This window comes from Pedobacter sp. ASV28 (assembly GCF_016428855.1).
In the GTDB taxonomy this organism is placed as follows: Bacteria; Bacteroidota; Bacteroidia; order Sphingobacteriales; family Sphingobacteriaceae; genus Pedobacter.
Genome location: NZ_JAELTN010000014.1, coordinates 37,992 through 53,181 on the forward strand (window position 1 = coordinate 37,992; position 15,190 = coordinate 53,181).

A 15,190-nucleotide genomic window follows, 5' to 3' on the forward strand; every position below is an offset into this window, starting at 1 on the left:
GCTGTCTTTAATTTTAATCATTATTTTTTTAAAGTCATGGCAACATCTAATTTCACACTTACTTTATGGTTCAACCAAACGCCTCAACAAGTATTTCAGGCCGTCACCAATGTTCGTGGCTGGTGGTCTGAAGATATGGAGGGCAGCACTGCACAAACTGGAGATGAGTTTATCTACCATTATAAAGACATCCATTATTGCAAAGTAAGGCTTATAGAAGTTATTCCATACCAAAAAGTGGTATGGCTTATTTTAAACAACTATTTTAGTTTTACAGAAGATCGTACCGAATGGAAAGACACCAAGGTTTGTTTCGAGATTTCAGAAATTGACGGCAAGAGCCAGCTCCGCTTCACCCATATGGGTTTGGTACCTGAATATGAATGTTACCAGGTGTGCCAAGATGGCTGGAACAATTTCATTAAAAATAGTCTATATCAGCTTGTCACTACTGGTAAAGGGCAGCCTAATCCCAAAGAAGGTGGGTTCAACGCCGAGCAGGTCAAAAAGTGGAAATTACAATAGAAAGTATATTGGTTGTTACTACAATCAGTTTTTTAAAGCCAGTACCGACACTTTGAACTGGAGTTTCCGCTATTAAAAAATTATGGTAAATTCGGCCTAGGGTACAATATAACAATATGGCTAAAGAAAACATAATAGCAGCCTATGAAGAAATGGCTGAAAAATACAACGAACTCATTGACCATAAACCTCATAACGCTTATTACGACAGACCCAACACGCTTCAGTTACTGCCTGAAGTACATGGAAAAACAATTCTTGATGCGGCATGTGGACCAGGTAAATATGCAGAAATTCTAATGGCCAAAGGAGCCATTGTAAAAGGTTTCGATATTAGTCCTAAAATGATAGAGCTGGCCATTCGTAGAAATAACAACCAGGGAGAATTTTTCGTACATGACCTGTCCAATCGGTTTGATAAGCTAGAAAATAGCTCGTGCGACATTGTGCTTTGTGCCCTGGCACTCCATTACGTTGAAGATTGGACCTTAACGATCCAAGAGTTTTACAGGGTTTTAAAACCTAATGGAATTCTTGTTCTATCAATTGAACATCCATTTTATGAATTCAATTTCTTTAAATCCAACAACTATTTTGGAGTGGAGCATGTAAAATGTACCTGGAGTGGATTTGGAAATCCAATTGAGGTGAATAGCTTTAGAAGACCTTTGGGCCAATGCCTATCTCCATTAACAGATCATGGCTTTTACATCGATAAATTGCTTGAACCTAAACCTACAAAAGAATTTGAGCAGTTAGACCCTAGACATTTTAAGGAACTAAACGAATTTCCTGCCTTTATGTGTATTAGGGCGGTAAAAAGAAATGACTTCACTTAAAAATGAACAGTACTTCATTTTCCTAAAAAACTTCATGACCTCTTTCTGACAATACATAGGCGATAAGTTCATAAAAACTTCATAAACCTCGTCTTATTTTTGGCGCCAGATGAGAGCTATAATTTTCTTTTTACTATCGCTATGTTTCCTGTTACTGAGGGGATATAATCATGTTTACGCACGTGCCCATCATGATCGTATGGTCTACTCGCCGGCACAAGTTCCACAAAAAGAAAAACGTAACAGCTTTGGCCTTGACCATCCCACTTCTCTTCACAAGACCCTACTTACCAAAGAAATCCATTCTACTTATGTAGAAGAAAATGAAGATGAGGATAATATAGCTGCAAGAAAGGACACCATACCCTACCCTATGTCTTTCAGTTATGAAGTATTGGCCAGCCATAGCGCCAATATTAAACATGCCTTGCCCTGTTGCAGGCATTTATCCTATACCTCTACCTACAAATACCTTACCCAGTGCGTCATCAGAATATGATATAATGAATATGGATAACCCACTTGAGGTTTTCCAGAGGAAGGTCATCAGGCCATTTCCACAAATATCAAATTAAAACACTATTGTTTGCCTAGGCAAGCAACTACAGATAAGGTATTTCCAAATAAAAATCGCTTAAAACAAATAGATAACATGAAGAAAACAATGATGCTCATGGGCTTGTGTACATTACTTTACTATACAAGCTGTACCCAAAAAAAAGAAGAAAAAGAAGAACAGACCAATTACACGGCAACCAGCCCGTTAACACTCGACACTTCTTTTACCAAGGAATATGTTTCGCAAATCCGCTCGGTACGCAATATTGAAATAAGAGCGCAAGAGAAAGGCTTTTTGCAAAACATCTATATAGACGAAGGCCAAAGCGTAAAAGCAGGACAATTGCTTTTCAAAATTATGCCTAAAATGTACGAAGCAGAAGTGATGAAGGCAGAGGCAGAAGTAAAAGCTTCTGAAATTGAATTGCAAAATACCCAATTATTGGCTGATAAAAACGTAGTGGCCAAAAATGAACTTGCTATGGCAAAAGCCAAACTGGAGCAAGCTAAAGCAAGTAGAGCACTGGCCAAATTACATTTATCATTTACGGAAATAAGAGCGCCTTTTGACGGTACGATTGACCGCTTGCCTAAAAAACTGGGAAGTTTGATTGACGAAGGTGAACTATTGACCACCCTTTCTGATAACAGCCAAATGTTTGCTTACTTCAATGTCTCAGAACCTGAGTACCTGAATTTCCAACAAGCAAAATCAAGTCATAATAAATCTGTTAGCTTAGTTTTAGCCAATGGCGAAACCCTAAATGGAAAAGGGGCTGTAGAAACTATTGAAGGTGAGTTTAATTCCGAAACGGGCAACATTGCCTTTAGGGCAAAATTCCCAAATCCAAATAAGCTATTAAGAAACGGGGAAACAGGCAAAGTGCAAATGGTAATTCCATTGAAAAATGCTTTAATCATTCCTCAAAAAGCAACTTACGAACTGCAGGATAAAACCTATGTTTTTGTCATTGATAAAAATGGTGTGGCAAAATCTAAAGAAATTAAGATTGGTGGCGAACTACCAGACATTTACATAGTGGCCAGCGGCTTGCAGCCAGGCGATAAAATTGTGCTTGACGGTGTACAAAAAGTGAAAGATGACGATAAAATCAAATTCAGCTTCATAGCGCCTAAAGAAGTATTAAACCAATTACAGTTAAAAGCAGAGTAGGTTCCTTTTCAAGAAAATTATGTTTAGTAAATTCATAAAAAGACCAGTTTTATCGATAGTGATATCGCTGGTAATTGTATTTATGGGCGTGCTGGCGCTTGTTGGCCTACCCGTAACACAACTTCCAAATATTTCGCCGCCAATGGTAAACATTGTGGCAGAGTACCCAGGAGCAAATAACGAGCTATTGATCAAAGCGGTGGTTATTCCTTTAGAAAGAGCCTTAAATGGTATTCCGGGAATGAAATACATGACTTCTGATGCGGGTAACGATGGCGAGTGCTCCGTCCAAATTGTATTTAATTTAGGTACCGATCCAGATCAAGCTACACTTAACGTACAAAATCGTGTAGCCGCAGTAACCAATAAATTACCGCCTTTGGTGATTCGTGAAGGGATCAAAATTAGCCGCGAGCAGCCCAACATGTTAATGTACTTGAACGTTTTCAGTAAGGATCCGCATATGAACGAGAATTTCTTGTACAATTATGCCGACATCAACCTACTGCCAGAACTGAAACGTGTAGATGGGGTTGGCTTTGCCGATATCTTGGGTAACCGTGAATATGCCATGCGTATTTGGTTGAAACCCGATAAAATGCTGGCCTATAAAATCTCTTCCGAAGAAGTCTTAGAAGCACTTAACAATCAAAGTTTAGAGGCATCGCCAGGCAAAACAGGCGAAAGTTCGGGTAAACGCTCAGCCTCTTTTGAATATGTATTGAAATACCCAGGACGTTTCACCAACGAAGACGGCTATCGAAACATTGTGTTACGTGCAAGCGCAAATGGCGAATTATTGAGGTTAAAAGATGTTGCCGACGTTGAATTTGGCAGTTCGATGTACGATTTATATTCACACATTAATGGTAAGCCATCTGCCGCTATCGTGCTAAAGCAATCTTATGGCAGTAATGCGCAGGAGGTAATTGATAATGTGAAGAAACGCATGGAGGAAATCAAAGCCACCTCGTTTCCCAAAGGAATGGATTATGAAATCAGTTATGACGTTTCTAAATTCTTGGATGCTTCCATCGAGAAAGTAATTCACACCTTAATTGAAGCGTTTATATTAGTGGGTTTAGTGGTTTTCATTTTCTTGGGCGATTGGCGTTCAACCTTAATTCCAGCCATTGCCGTACCCGTTTCTTTGATAGGCTCATTTATGTTCATGCAATTTTTCGGCATTACCCTCAACCTCATAACCCTTTTTGCATTGGTATTAGCCATTGGTATTGTGGTGGACGATGCCATTGTAGTAATTGAGGCGGTACATGCCAAGATGGAAGCAGACAAGCGTTTATCGGTACTTAAAGCTACACAGTTGGCTCTGGGCGAAATTGGGGGTGCCATCATAGCCATCACCTTTCTAATGGCTTCGGTATTTATTCCCGTAGCTTTTATGTCTGGTCCGGTGGGGGTATTTTATCGCCAGTTTTCCATTACCATGGCCACTTCTATCATTTTATCAGGAGTTGTAGCATTAACTTTAACGCCAGCTCTGTGCGCCATCATGTTAAAGAAACACAGTGCTAATCACCATAAGAAAAAATCGATTATTGATAAAGGTCTAGATACCTTTAATTCATGGTTCTTTAAGTTAACTGGTCGCTATCAGAAAGTGATGACCAAAGTGGTTACCCGTAGGGCTACAATCTTTGGTGTGCTCGCTATTTTCTGTGTGGCCACTTATTTCTTGAGCAATTCTGTACCATCAGGATTTATTCCCAATGAAGATCAGGGAATGATTTATGCCATTATCCAAACGCCCCCAGGCTCTACCTTAGAGAGAACCAATCAGATTTCTGAAAAATTAGAGAAAATCTGTGAGGAAATTGAAGGGGTAAAATCAGTTTCTGCCTTAGCAGGATATGAAGTTTTAACAGAAGGTACAGGCTCTAACTCAGGTACCTGTTTAATTAACCTAAAAGATTGGAAAGACCGCAAAAATACCGCTCAAGATATCATCAGGGAACTCGAAGAGAGATCTAAAGATATGCCAGGTGCCATGATAGAATTCTTCCAACCGCCCGCGGTTCCTGGTTATGGTGCCGCTGGAGGTTTCGAATTACGTTTGCTGGATAAGGCAGGGAGAAATGATTATGTAGAAATGGAAAAAGTGAGCAAGGATTTTGTGAAAGAACTGAACAAACGTCCCGAACTGCAATCTGTATTTACCTTTTATAGCGCAAGTTTCCCTCAATATATGCTGAATATAGATAATGATAAAGCGCAACAAAAAGGCGTAACGCCAGAAAAAGCATTGGAAACCTTATCAGATCTAATCGGTAGTAACTACGAAACCAATTTCATCAAATTTGGCAGGCAGTATAAAGTTATTGTTCAGGCCTTACCGCAATATAGAGCACTGCCAGCAGATGTGATGAAGCTATATGTAAAAAACAACAAAGATGAAATGGTGCCTTTTTCATCGTTTATGACCATGAAAAAAGTATACGGGCTTTCGGAAATCACTCGTCACAACATGTACAACTCGGCAGAAATCAATGGCTCTGCGGCTAGTGGCTACAGTTCTGGCGAAGCATTGAAAGTGGTAGCAGAGGTTGCTAAAAAAACATTACCGAGGGGTTATGGTATAGACTGGGCAGGTATTTCTAAAGACGAAAGTAATAGAGGTAACGAAGCCATTTATATCTTCTTAATCTGTTTAGGCTTCGTATATCTGGTCCTTGCGGCACAGTATGAAAGTTTCATTTTACCATTAGCGGTAATCATTTCTTTACCAGCAGGGATATTTGGAGCGTTCCTTTTCCTGAAGTTATTTGGACTGGAAAACAACATTTACGCACAAGTTTCAATGGTCATGTTGATTGGTTTACTTGGTAAGAATGCGGTGCTGATTGTAGAGTTTGCGGCACAGAAACATGCAGAAGGCAAATCTATTTTGGCAGCCGCGATGGAAGGTGCCGTAGTCAGGTTCCGCCCTATTCTGATGACCTCATTTGCCTTCATCGCAGGTTTAATTCCTTTGGTTTTTGCAAGTGGTCCAGGTGCAATCGGTAACCGCACTATTGGTTCAGCCGCCGCTGGTGGTATGTTATTGGGAACCTTGTTCGGTGTAGTCATCATCCCAGGCTTGTACTACATCTTTGGCACCATTGCCAGTAAACGTAAATTGATTAAAATCGAAGAAGAACATCCATTAACCGAAGAATTTGAGAACAATGCTTAAGAATCACTATAAATTTTTTGGATTTGCAGCCTTATGCTTGGCTTATACCAGCTGTAAAGTGCCCACTCTTGTCCAAAAAACCGAAAACAAAAATGTTCCAGGGGCTTATGCCAACACCGTTAGCGATACAACTAATACGGGCAAACTAAAATGGAAAGAATATTTTAAAGACAAACATTTAATTGCATTAATTGACACTGCTTTAAAAAACAATCAAGAGCTGAACATCACTTTGCAGGAAATTGAAATCACCAGAAACGAAATTAGGGCCAAGAAAGGTGAAATATTACCAAGTGTTGGGCTAAGGGCTGGTGCAGGGCTAGAAAAAGTAGGCCGTTACACCAGTCAGGGTGCAGGTGATGCTGCGACTGAGATAGACGAAGGCAAAAAAATGCCTGATCCACTACCCGATTATCTGGTAGGCCTTTACGCCAATTGGGAAATAGATGCATGGCATAAGTTACATCATGCAAAAAAAGCTGCAGTTAGTCGTTATTTGGCCACTGTAGAAGGCAAAAACTTTGTAGTAACCAATCTTATTGCAGAAATTGCCAATTCCTATTACGAGCTTTTGGCGCTCGATAACCAACTGGATATGGTGAAAAAAAGCATCCAGCTTCAGACCAATGCACTTGAAATTGTAAAGGTGCAGAAAGAGGCTACCAGGGTTACCGAACTGGCCGTACGAAAATTTGAAGCAGAAGTTTTAAATTCGAGAAGCTTAGAATATGACATCCAACAAAAAATTACCGAAACAGAAAATCGTATCAATTTTCTTTTGGGTAGGTATCCACAGCCTATAGTAAGGGATATGGGCAGTTTCACAGACTTAGTACCTTCTAGCGTTCATGCCGGCCTGCCTTCGCAACTTTTGGCCAACCGTCCTGATGTTAAACAGGCTGAGCTCGAACTGGCCGCCACAAAACTGGATGTAAAAGTAGCCAGGGCGCAGTTCTATCCTTCTTTGGGCATCAGCGCATCATTTGGAATACAAGCTTTTAACCCCTCCTATCTGGTAAAATTCCCCGAATCGATGCTTTATTCGCTGGCAGGAGATATAGCTGCACCCTTGATCAACAGAAATGCCATAAAGGCCAGCTATCTTAACGCCAATGCCAAACAGTTACAAGCTGTATATAACTATGAACGCACCATTTTAAATGCCTATATAGAAGTGAGCAACCAACTGTCCAATATCAGCAACCTTGAAAAAAGCTACGGACTAAAATCCAGTCAGGTGAAAGCACTTACCCAATCCATTGACATTTCCAACGACCTTTTTCGCTCGGCAAGGGCAGATTATCTGGAGGTATTGATGACACAACGTGATGCTTTGGAATCAAAACTAGAGTTGATAGAAACCAAAAAGCAACAATTGGCAGCTGTGATCAAAATCTATCAGGCGTTAGGTGGCGGATGGAACTAATTAGTTAATTAATTAGGTGGATTATTTACTAGTGGAAGTCCCGGGAAACCGGGGCTTTTTTTGTTTAAGAACAAACCATTTCATCAGCCGAAAAATTTAAGAGAATATATCATTACTTCTCTGTTTTGCTAAGTATGAATATGGTAGAGATAATGCACAAACTGCCTACCCAATCAATAGCATGAAACGCACCTTTAGCCAAACTACCGATAATATAGCTGCCGAAAGCGGCTCTGCCGATGCCAATAAACTTGATTTTTGCCTACCAATTAGTTTTATAGCAGTTAAATAAGTATAAAATACAATTAGCGTACCAAATACAATAATAAATATTGCAGCTATAAAACTATAACTGTCCCAAATTCCTTCAACTTTCCAAGGAGCCTTAATGAATGAAAATGCCCCCCAATTAACATCGCCCATCCTACCACAATGGTAGATTTGTACTTGTTCAATAGGCCTACCGGTTGCAAAGTATAAATGGCTAAAGCAAAAGCTGAGGCTATGCCCATAAAGAAAGCTGTTCTAGAATAGATAAGGTACCTATATCTCCATGTTTGACCAACAAAAACGTACCTAACACCGCTAGACCAATGGCCAATATTTCTAGCCAACGTGGCCATCTTCTGTTTTTAAATGCCAGATAGGTTGCAATAACTACAGGGTCCTGTATATTACAACATTGTAGCTGCATTAGCATACTTAATGGCAGCAAAATAGGTATATTGTACCGCTATCATCCCCGTAATTCCGAAAATTACCAATTGCAACGCATTCCGTTTATGCTTCCAAATTGAGAAGGTCTCATGTCTATTGGTCACATAGGAAAACAATAAAAGAGGTGATAAGCAAAGAAAACCTGCGCACCGCACTAAAAAAACAAAATGGATATGCATACCGATTATATCAAAAGCATAAATAAAGTACTGATCTACATCGACGAAAATCTGGGAAACGAATTATCATTGGAGCTTATTTCGAAAATTGCCTGTTATTCTCCATTTCATCTGCACCGTCTTTTTAAGGCCATCACCAATGAAAATCTAAATGCCTACATCATAAGAAAACGGATAGAAAAGGCATCTTCATTGTTAGTTCATCAAAGAATGCTAACTGTTACCCAACTTGCACTACAATGTGGCTTCAATAGCAATTCTTCCTTTACCCGTGCTTTTAAAAAACATTACGGACAAAGTCCTGCTGCCTTTCGGCAGTCATACCCCAAGCATTTTAGCAAGATAGGTAAAGTAAATAGCAAGAATGGACAAGTCGATTTTATGTCAGAGGCCTACATTTGCAACATTAACCACCTTAAAAACTGGATAACAATGAATGCAAAAGTAGAAATTAGAGAAGTACCTACATTAAACATAGCTTATCTTACACATATTGGTATAGATGCCCTAGATCAGACCTTTGAAAGGCTCATTAAATGGGCCGTACCAAGAGGACTGTTCGAAAATAACGGTGCTAAATTGGTCAGGGTTTATCACGATAGCTTTAAAGTAACTGAAGCAGATAAGGTAAGGATGAGCTTAGGAATCATTTTAAAAGAACCTATACAGGTAGATGGAGGAATTGGGCTCACCACCATTAAGAAGGGGAAATACCTTTCAGGACATTTTATCATCGAACCGAAGGATTTCGAACCATCATGGAGCAGCCTTTTCATTTGGATGAACGAGAAAGGCTATAAAAAAGCTGATGGAAATCCATTTGAAATACTACACAATGACTTCAATGAGCACCCCGAAAAAAAGTGTATCGTAGATCTATATATTCCTATTGAATAAGAAAAAACTATATATTACATAAATTTTTATAGCCCTGAACTATGGTTGGGCTTATCGCCAACCATATAAATCTTAAAAAGATGACCGTAGAACAATCTATTAATCGACTCGAGTTTTTAACAAGCCACATTCCCCGTCTACTTTCAGAAATTGAGGAAGCAAACCTTTCTTTGAAAATCTCTCCTAAAAAATGGAGTAAAAAAGAAATTATAGGTCATTTAATAGATAGCGCTACCAATAATCACCAGAGGTTTATCCGCGGACAATTTGAATTAAATCCGGAAATAAGCTATAATCAAGACAAATGGAATGAGTTTAATTTTTACAATGACATATCGGGTAAGCAGATAATATCCTTTTGGAAATTTTACAACCAGCAGCTTATGGAAATTGTGAAACGAATTCCAAAGGAAAATTTGAGTAAAGAAGTAAGAATTGAAGACAAAAGCCTAACATTAGCATTTCTGTTTATTGATTATGTAAAGCATTTAGAACATCATTTAAAACAGATTGTGGAGTATTAAAATAGTTAGCGACATCAAGTTTTACAGATATAACTGCCTGACATATATTCAATAACCTCAAGCACAGATTTCTCCTCATGTTGGAATAACAAAACACTCGTATAGCCAATTGAAAATGCTCCCAATAAAAACACTGAACAAGAGATTCTAATCATAAGAAATTTCAGAAGCTAAAAAGAATTAAGATAGAAGCAGTTTACTAAACCCGACTGGCAGCGTTATCCAAATGAAATTGGATTAAGCCAAAGGCAAGACCATAGGTCGCCAAATGTACCTTGCCTTGTTTTTCTAAAAGTAACATACTTAAGTTTTTTAGCCTATTTTATGATAGCACACAGAAAGCGGCTTAAAATTCATAAAAAAAGTAACAAAACCACATTTTTTGTATCTTATAGGCAAACTAAAATTATTTATATGTTAAGTGTTAGAAATATTGTCAAACAATATGCTACGCATCTTGCCCTAGATCAGGTTAGTCTCGAAATTGAAAGGGGAAAGATTTTTGGGCTTTTAGGACCAAATGGTGCTGGCAAAACATCATTGATCAGAATCATTACCCAAATTACGGCACCCGACAGCGGAGAGGTTTATTTTAATGGCGAAAAACTAAATAGCAATCACATTGCCCAAATTGGCTATCTGCCCGAAGAACGTGGCTTATACAAAAAAATGGAAATTGGCGAGCAGGTGCTTTACCTGTCCAAACTCAAAGGCCTGAATACCGCCGAGGCCACTAAACGCATCAAATACTGGTTCGAAAAACTGGAAATGAAAGACTGGTGGAGCAAAAAGGTTGAAGACCTGAGCAAGGGCATGCAGCAAAAAGTACAATTTGTGGCCACCGTACTGCACCAACCAGAACTTATTATATTAGATGAGCCTTTTTCGGGCTTCGATCCTGTAAATGCCGATATCATCAAGAACGAAATTTTAGAACTCAACCAACAAGGTGCTACCTTTATTTTCTCTACCCACCGTATGGAAAGCGTAGAAGAGCTCTGTGACAACATTGCACTGATCAACAAATCTAAGAAGATATTGGATGGCAGTGTAGATGAAATTAGGGCCTCCTACCGTAACAATACCTATTGGATCGAATACGAAGGTGATTATCCGGTTGCCTCTAATGATATTTACGACGTGCTGCAAACGGAAAAAGTAAAGGCCAATACGCTGATCAAAGTACAGCTAAAAACAGGCAAAACTGCCAATGAAGCACTGGCTAGCCTATTGCCTTATGTTCATCTGCACCGCCTAGATGAAGTAATACCTACTATGAATGATATTTTTATTGAAAAAGTGAAAGGACAACACCATGAATAAGATTTTACTCATTATACAAAGAGAATATTTTTCGAGGGTTAAAAAGAAATCGTTCATTATCATGACCTTTTTAACCCCATTATTAATTGCAGGCGTATATGGATTGATCGGCTATTTTACCTATAAAGGCATTAAAGACACCTTCGACAAGGTAGCCGTAGTGAGCCAGAACAAAACGCTAAGCGAAAGACTTCTTTCAGACAAAAATATATCTTATACCTATCTGGATGAAAGTCTTGATGAAGCTAAAAAGAACATCAAAAAGTCTGATTACGACTATGTGCTGTATCTACCCGAATTTAGTTTAGATGATCCTAAGGGCATTGCACTGTTTGGTAGTAAACAAGCAGGCATGTCATTAAACAGGCGAATTTCTGGAGATATTGAAGAACTGATCCGTAATCAAAAACTCAAAGAATCGGGCATTTCACAAAGTGACCTCGACAAGCTGAAAACCTCAGTAGATATTGCCATCAAAAAAATTGCCGAAACGGGAACCGAACAAGAATCGAGTGCCGGGGCAAGTACTTTTATTGCCTTTGCCGCAGGTATCCTCATGTTTATGTTTATTATGCTCTATGGTATACAGGTAATGCGGGGCGTTATTGAAGAAAAAACCAGTCGCATTATCGAGGTGATGATTTCTTCGGTTAAACCTTTCCAGTTGATGATGGGCAAGATTATAGGCATAGCTATGGTAGGCCTAACACAGTTCGTCCTATGGATCGTACTCACTTTTGCCATCAGTACAGTTGCAGTTAGTGTATTTGTCAACAAAGATGAGGTCAAAAAAATAAGTACTTCTACGCAGGTACAGCCTCAATTGACTGATGCCACCCAGGCAAGTGCTACGGCTGCAGCAGGACCAATTGGCGATATCCAAAAAAGCTTAGCAGGATTAGATATTGGCAAAATTGTTACCATATTCCTATTCTTCTTCCTAGCAGGCTATCTTTTCTATAGTGCTTTATATGCGGCCATAGGCTCGGCGGTAGATAATGAAACCGAAACCCAGCAATTTATGATGCCCGTTATGTTACCCTTACTATTAGGCTATGCCCTTTCGCTTAGCGTAGTGACCAATGATCCTTATGGCAATACTGCCTTTTGGTTATCTATGATCCCTTTCACCTCACCTATTGCCATGGTGGTACGCCTACCTTATGGTGTTCCCAATTGGGAACTGGCCTTATCTATGATCATATTGGTACTTGGTTTTATTGGCACCGTTTGGACGGCCAGCAGAATTTATAGGGTAGGAATTTTAATGTATGGCAAGAAAACCACCTTTAAAGAAATGTTCAAATGGTTCACTTATAAGAACTAAATTTCTGTAAAACTACTTATAAGCCGCTTAAAGATGGATAAGAAATTTAACGAGCTACCTTTGGCGAGGATGCCAAAGGTAGCCATTAGACCGGAGAGCGGCGTCCCCGCTGCTCCCATTTTTTTGATTTGAATTTAAACGGCTTCTATTCAACTTTAGGCATAGTAAATATTTAGGTAGATAAAAGACGAACAACACCATGAAAATCGCTGCTATAGATTTGGGTACAAACACCTTTCATCTCATTATTGCTGAAAAAAGGGATAGTGAGATGAATATCATCTACAAGACCAATCAGCCCGTCAAATTGGGTGAAGATATTACCAAAGAAAACCGTATTATCCCAGTGGCATTTGAGCGTGGCATAAATTGCTTGAAAGATTTTAAAACCAGACTTGATGCCTATAAAGTAACCCGTCTTAAGGCTGTAGCTACATCTGGCGTACGCAGTGCCAGTAATGGACAGCAATTTATAGATAAGGTAAAAACAGAAACAGGTATAACCATTGATATTATAGACGGCCAAGAAGAAGCGAAGCTGATCTATGAAGGAGTAAAATATAGTGGCGCCATACAAGGAAAATCTGTAATAATGGATATTGGTGGCGGAAGTACAGAATTTATATTTTGTGATGAGCACCAACTCTACTGGAAAAAAAGCTTCGATATTGGGGCAGCAAGACTGATGCAAAAATTCTTCCATACAGACCCTATAAGTATTACAGACCAGCAAAGTATTAAATCCCACTTACAGGAAACCTTATCTGAATTGATCACATTTGGAAATGACTTTGGTGCCCAAACCCTAATTGGCTCTGCCGGTGCTTTCGAAACCTATTCGGCCATGTTAAATCCATCCATTGACATCCATAAAATCTCCAAAGGAGAAATCGACATTATAAGTTATCACCGGTTATCAAAACAACTCATTAACTCAACTCACGAAGAACGCAGCAAAATGCCTAATCTTATTCCATTAAGGGTTGACATGATTGTAATGGCCAGTTTAATTACAAATTATGTATTGCAAGAGCTAAACGTTGAGAAAATAACACTGTCTACTTATGATTTAAAAATGGGAGTTTTACAAAGTTTGAGGTATTAGAATTGTATTTTTTCACTGCCTTAGATATTTTAGAAGATTTTAGACGAAATGCTTAAGTATACTTAGGTTTCTAAGGAGGTAAAAAATTATAAGGTAAAACTTACAGGTCTCCTACTTAAACCTAATCGCTTTCAAAGGACTGATCCTACTCACCAACATGGAAGGAATGATCAATACCATTGTACAAATTACTATAGTGGCGATATTGAGCAATAATACATCCGTAAAATGAACTTCCACCGGGACATAAGCTAAATAATAATTGGTTTGGTCCAATTTAAACAGGTGAGTGTATTCTTGTAAAAAGGCAAGCCCCAGGCCCAAGATATTGCCCAGAAGTAAGCCAATTCCCACCAGATATACCGCATTATAAAGGAAAATCTTCATCATGCTGCTGTTCTTCATCCCCATGGCTTTTAGAATACCGATCATATTGGTCCGTTCCAAGATCATGATCAATAAGGCTGTAATCATATTGATCACACCTACAATGAGCATGAGTATCAACAGCACCTTTGTATTTACATCCAGCAATGACAACCAGGTAAAAATTTCTGGCGTACTCTCTACTACCGATCTCGATCTCAGTTTAAGCTCCAGGTTATTGTAAACTTCATCGGCTACCACCTTCAACTTCTTAAAATCTTTAATACGGACTTCAATTCCCCCCATTTGGTTGGGTTCCCAATTATTTAATCGCCTGATCAGGTTAAGGTCACCTATGGCAAAACTCTTGTCTATATTTTCTATACCAATGGAATAAATACCCACAATGGTAAGCTTACGTTTTCTGGGCGGATCTTGAACAAAATGCATGATAAAACTGTCTCCCTTCTTAAGCATCAACCGTTTGGCCGTATACTCCGAAATCAATATCTGCTGCATCGCCTTGGCACTGTCAGCAAAATCAATAACCTTTCCACTTATTAAATGCTTCTTAATATAGCTCCAATCGTAGCTTTGCTCAATTCCCTTAAAATTAATGCCCTCTACTTCGCCATTGGCCACAATGATGGCTGGTTTTGTAGCAAAAGGATAATAGGAAGCCAGCTCTTTATTTCCCTTTAAGTTATTGATCGTTGTATCATTGGGCACAAAAGGCGATTTTTCAAAAGAACCATTTAGATCATACCTATAGATTTGGATATCGCCAATAAATCCCCTCACCTTATCTTGTATTTCCGTTTTAAACCCTTTAATAATGGCGATAGAAAGTATCATCACAGCCAAGCTGAGCATCACTCCAGCAATGGCAATACGAACAATGAGCTTGGAAAAGGTCCGTTCAGATTTTAGGGATATTCTACCCGATATGAAATATTCTACATTCAATTTTTCGCAATAAATTGTACCTTAGCAAAAATGCTGATTCAAATTCGAATTAGTGGACAAATGTTAAAAAA

Annotated in this window: 14 protein-coding genes; 11 read left to right on the forward strand and 3 right to left on the reverse strand. The window is 38.9% G+C overall.

Features of this window, described 5'->3' with window-relative positions; all coding sequences use genetic code 11:
• Positions 1–36: 36 nt before the first annotated feature.
• The 6 genes from JHD79_RS07050 to JHD79_RS07075 all read left to right on the forward strand — a co-directional run bounded on the left by JHD79_RS07050 (position 37) and on the right by JHD79_RS07075 (position 7,715).
• Entirely contained in the window at positions 37–525 is a 489-nt protein-coding gene (locus JHD79_RS07050) for an SRPBCC domain-containing protein (protein ID WP_199118511.1), read from the forward strand.
• Between the two features lie 116 nt (positions 526–641).
• Positions 642–1,364: a class I SAM-dependent methyltransferase gene (locus tag JHD79_RS07055; RefSeq protein ID WP_199118512.1), complete on the forward strand. Its 723-nt coding sequence runs from the start codon at positions 642–644 to the stop codon at positions 1,362–1,364.
• 109 nt (positions 1,365–1,473) lie between these two features.
• Positions 1,474–1,863: a hypothetical protein gene (locus JHD79_RS07060; protein ID WP_199118513.1), complete on the forward strand. Its 390-nt coding sequence runs from the start codon at positions 1,474–1,476 to the stop codon at positions 1,861–1,863.
• A gap of 153 nt (positions 1,864–2,016) precedes the next feature.
• Positions 2,017–3,096, forward strand: coding sequence for an efflux RND transporter periplasmic adaptor subunit (locus tag JHD79_RS07065; protein WP_199118514.1), 1,080 nt, complete (start codon positions 2,017–2,019; stop codon positions 3,094–3,096).
• A 19-nt stretch (positions 3,097–3,115) separates the two neighbouring features.
• Positions 3,116–6,289, forward strand: a complete 3,174-nt coding sequence (locus tag JHD79_RS07070) for an efflux RND transporter permease subunit (RefSeq protein ID WP_199118515.1) — start codon at positions 3,116–3,118, stop codon at positions 6,287–6,289.
• On the forward strand, positions 6,282–7,715 hold the full coding sequence (locus JHD79_RS07075; RefSeq protein ID WP_199118516.1) for a TolC family protein: 1,434 nt from the start codon (positions 6,282–6,284) through the stop codon (positions 7,713–7,715). Before JHD79_RS07070 ends, JHD79_RS07075 begins: the two co-directional genes overlap by 8 nt.
• A 165-nt stretch (positions 7,716–7,880) precedes the next feature.
• Here the strand turns inward: JHD79_RS07075 and JHD79_RS07080 are convergent, their stop codons facing one another.
• Entirely contained in the window at positions 7,881–8,138 is a 258-nt protein-coding gene (locus JHD79_RS07080; protein ID WP_199118517.1) for an EamA family transporter, read from the reverse strand.
• Between the two features lie 79 nt (positions 8,139–8,217).
• Complete coding sequence (locus JHD79_RS07085; protein WP_199118518.1) at positions 8,218–8,409, reverse strand: hypothetical protein; 192 nt, start codon at positions 8,407–8,409, stop codon at positions 8,218–8,220.
• Between the two features lie 190 nt (positions 8,410–8,599).
• Here JHD79_RS07085 and JHD79_RS07090 point away from each other — a divergent pair, with 190 nt between their 5' ends.
• From JHD79_RS07090 to JHD79_RS07110, 5 genes are all read left to right on the forward strand, one after another.
• Entirely contained in the window at positions 8,600–9,508 is a 909-nt protein-coding gene (locus JHD79_RS07090) for a GyrI-like domain-containing protein (RefSeq protein WP_199118519.1), read from the forward strand.
• A gap of 41 nt (positions 9,509–9,549) precedes the next feature.
• The gene (locus tag JHD79_RS07095) at positions 9,550–10,032 is read left to right on the forward strand and encodes a DinB family protein (protein WP_233164603.1); all 483 of its coding nucleotides are present in this window, start codon (positions 9,550–9,552) and stop codon (positions 10,030–10,032) included.
• Between the two features lie 414 nt (positions 10,033–10,446).
• Positions 10,447–11,355, forward strand: a complete 909-nt coding sequence (locus tag JHD79_RS07100) for an ABC transporter ATP-binding protein (RefSeq protein ID WP_199118521.1) — start codon at positions 10,447–10,449, stop codon at positions 11,353–11,355.
• Positions 11,348–12,682: an ABC transporter permease gene (locus JHD79_RS07105; protein WP_199118522.1), complete on the forward strand. Its 1,335-nt coding sequence runs from the start codon at positions 11,348–11,350 to the stop codon at positions 12,680–12,682. The genes JHD79_RS07100 and JHD79_RS07105 overlap by 8 nt, the downstream gene beginning before the upstream one ends.
• A 199-nt stretch (positions 12,683–12,881) precedes the next feature.
• The gene (locus tag JHD79_RS07110) at positions 12,882–13,787 is read left to right on the forward strand and encodes a Ppx/GppA phosphatase family protein (RefSeq protein ID WP_199118523.1); all 906 of its coding nucleotides are present in this window, start codon (positions 12,882–12,884) and stop codon (positions 13,785–13,787) included.
• A gap of 111 nt (positions 13,788–13,898) precedes the next feature.
• On the opposite strand, the gene JHD79_RS07115 is transcribed toward JHD79_RS07110, so the two are convergent.
• On the reverse strand, positions 13,899–15,119 hold the full coding sequence (locus JHD79_RS07115) for an FtsX-like permease family protein (protein WP_199118524.1): 1,221 nt from the start codon (positions 15,117–15,119) through the stop codon (positions 13,899–13,901).
• Positions 15,120–15,190 lie beyond the last annotated feature (71 nt).

What these genes read in the sequence shown, in the direction of transcription:
- JHD79_RS07050 (WP_199118511.1), top strand. Translation starts at nt 37, where the DNA reads ATGGCAACATCTAATTTCACACTTACTTTATGGTTCAACCAAACGCCT.
- JHD79_RS07055 (WP_199118512.1), top strand. Translation starts at nt 642, where the DNA reads ATGGCTAAAGAAAACATAATAGCAGCCTATGAAGAAATGGCTGAAAAA.
- JHD79_RS07060 (WP_199118513.1), top strand. Translation starts at nt 1,474, where the DNA reads ATGAGAGCTATAATTTTCTTTTTACTATCGCTATGTTTCCTGTTACTG.
- JHD79_RS07065 (WP_199118514.1), top strand. Translation starts at nt 2,017, where the DNA reads ATGAAGAAAACAATGATGCTCATGGGCTTGTGTACATTACTTTACTAT.
- JHD79_RS07070 (WP_199118515.1), top strand. Translation starts at nt 3,116, where the DNA reads ATGTTTAGTAAATTCATAAAAAGACCAGTTTTATCGATAGTGATATCG.
- JHD79_RS07075 (WP_199118516.1), top strand. Translation starts at nt 6,282, where the DNA reads ATGCTTAAGAATCACTATAAATTTTTTGGATTTGCAGCCTTATGCTTG.
- JHD79_RS07080 (WP_199118517.1), bottom strand. Translation starts at nt 8,138, where the DNA reads ATGGGCGATGTTAATTGGGGGGCATTTTCATTCATTAAGGCTCCTTGG.
- JHD79_RS07085 (WP_199118518.1), bottom strand. Translation starts at nt 8,409, where the DNA reads ATGCAGCTACAATGTTGTAATATACAGGACCCTGTAGTTATTGCAACC.
- JHD79_RS07090 (WP_199118519.1), top strand. Translation starts at nt 8,600, where the DNA reads ATGGATATGCATACCGATTATATCAAAAGCATAAATAAAGTACTGATC.
- JHD79_RS07095 (WP_233164603.1), top strand. Translation starts at nt 9,550, where the DNA reads ATGGTTGGGCTTATCGCCAACCATATAAATCTTAAAAAGATGACCGTA.
- JHD79_RS07100 (WP_199118521.1), top strand. Translation starts at nt 10,447, where the DNA reads ATGTTAAGTGTTAGAAATATTGTCAAACAATATGCTACGCATCTTGCC.
- JHD79_RS07105 (WP_199118522.1), top strand. Translation starts at nt 11,348, where the DNA reads ATGAATAAGATTTTACTCATTATACAAAGAGAATATTTTTCGAGGGTT.
- JHD79_RS07110 (WP_199118523.1), top strand. Translation starts at nt 12,882, where the DNA reads ATGAAAATCGCTGCTATAGATTTGGGTACAAACACCTTTCATCTCATT.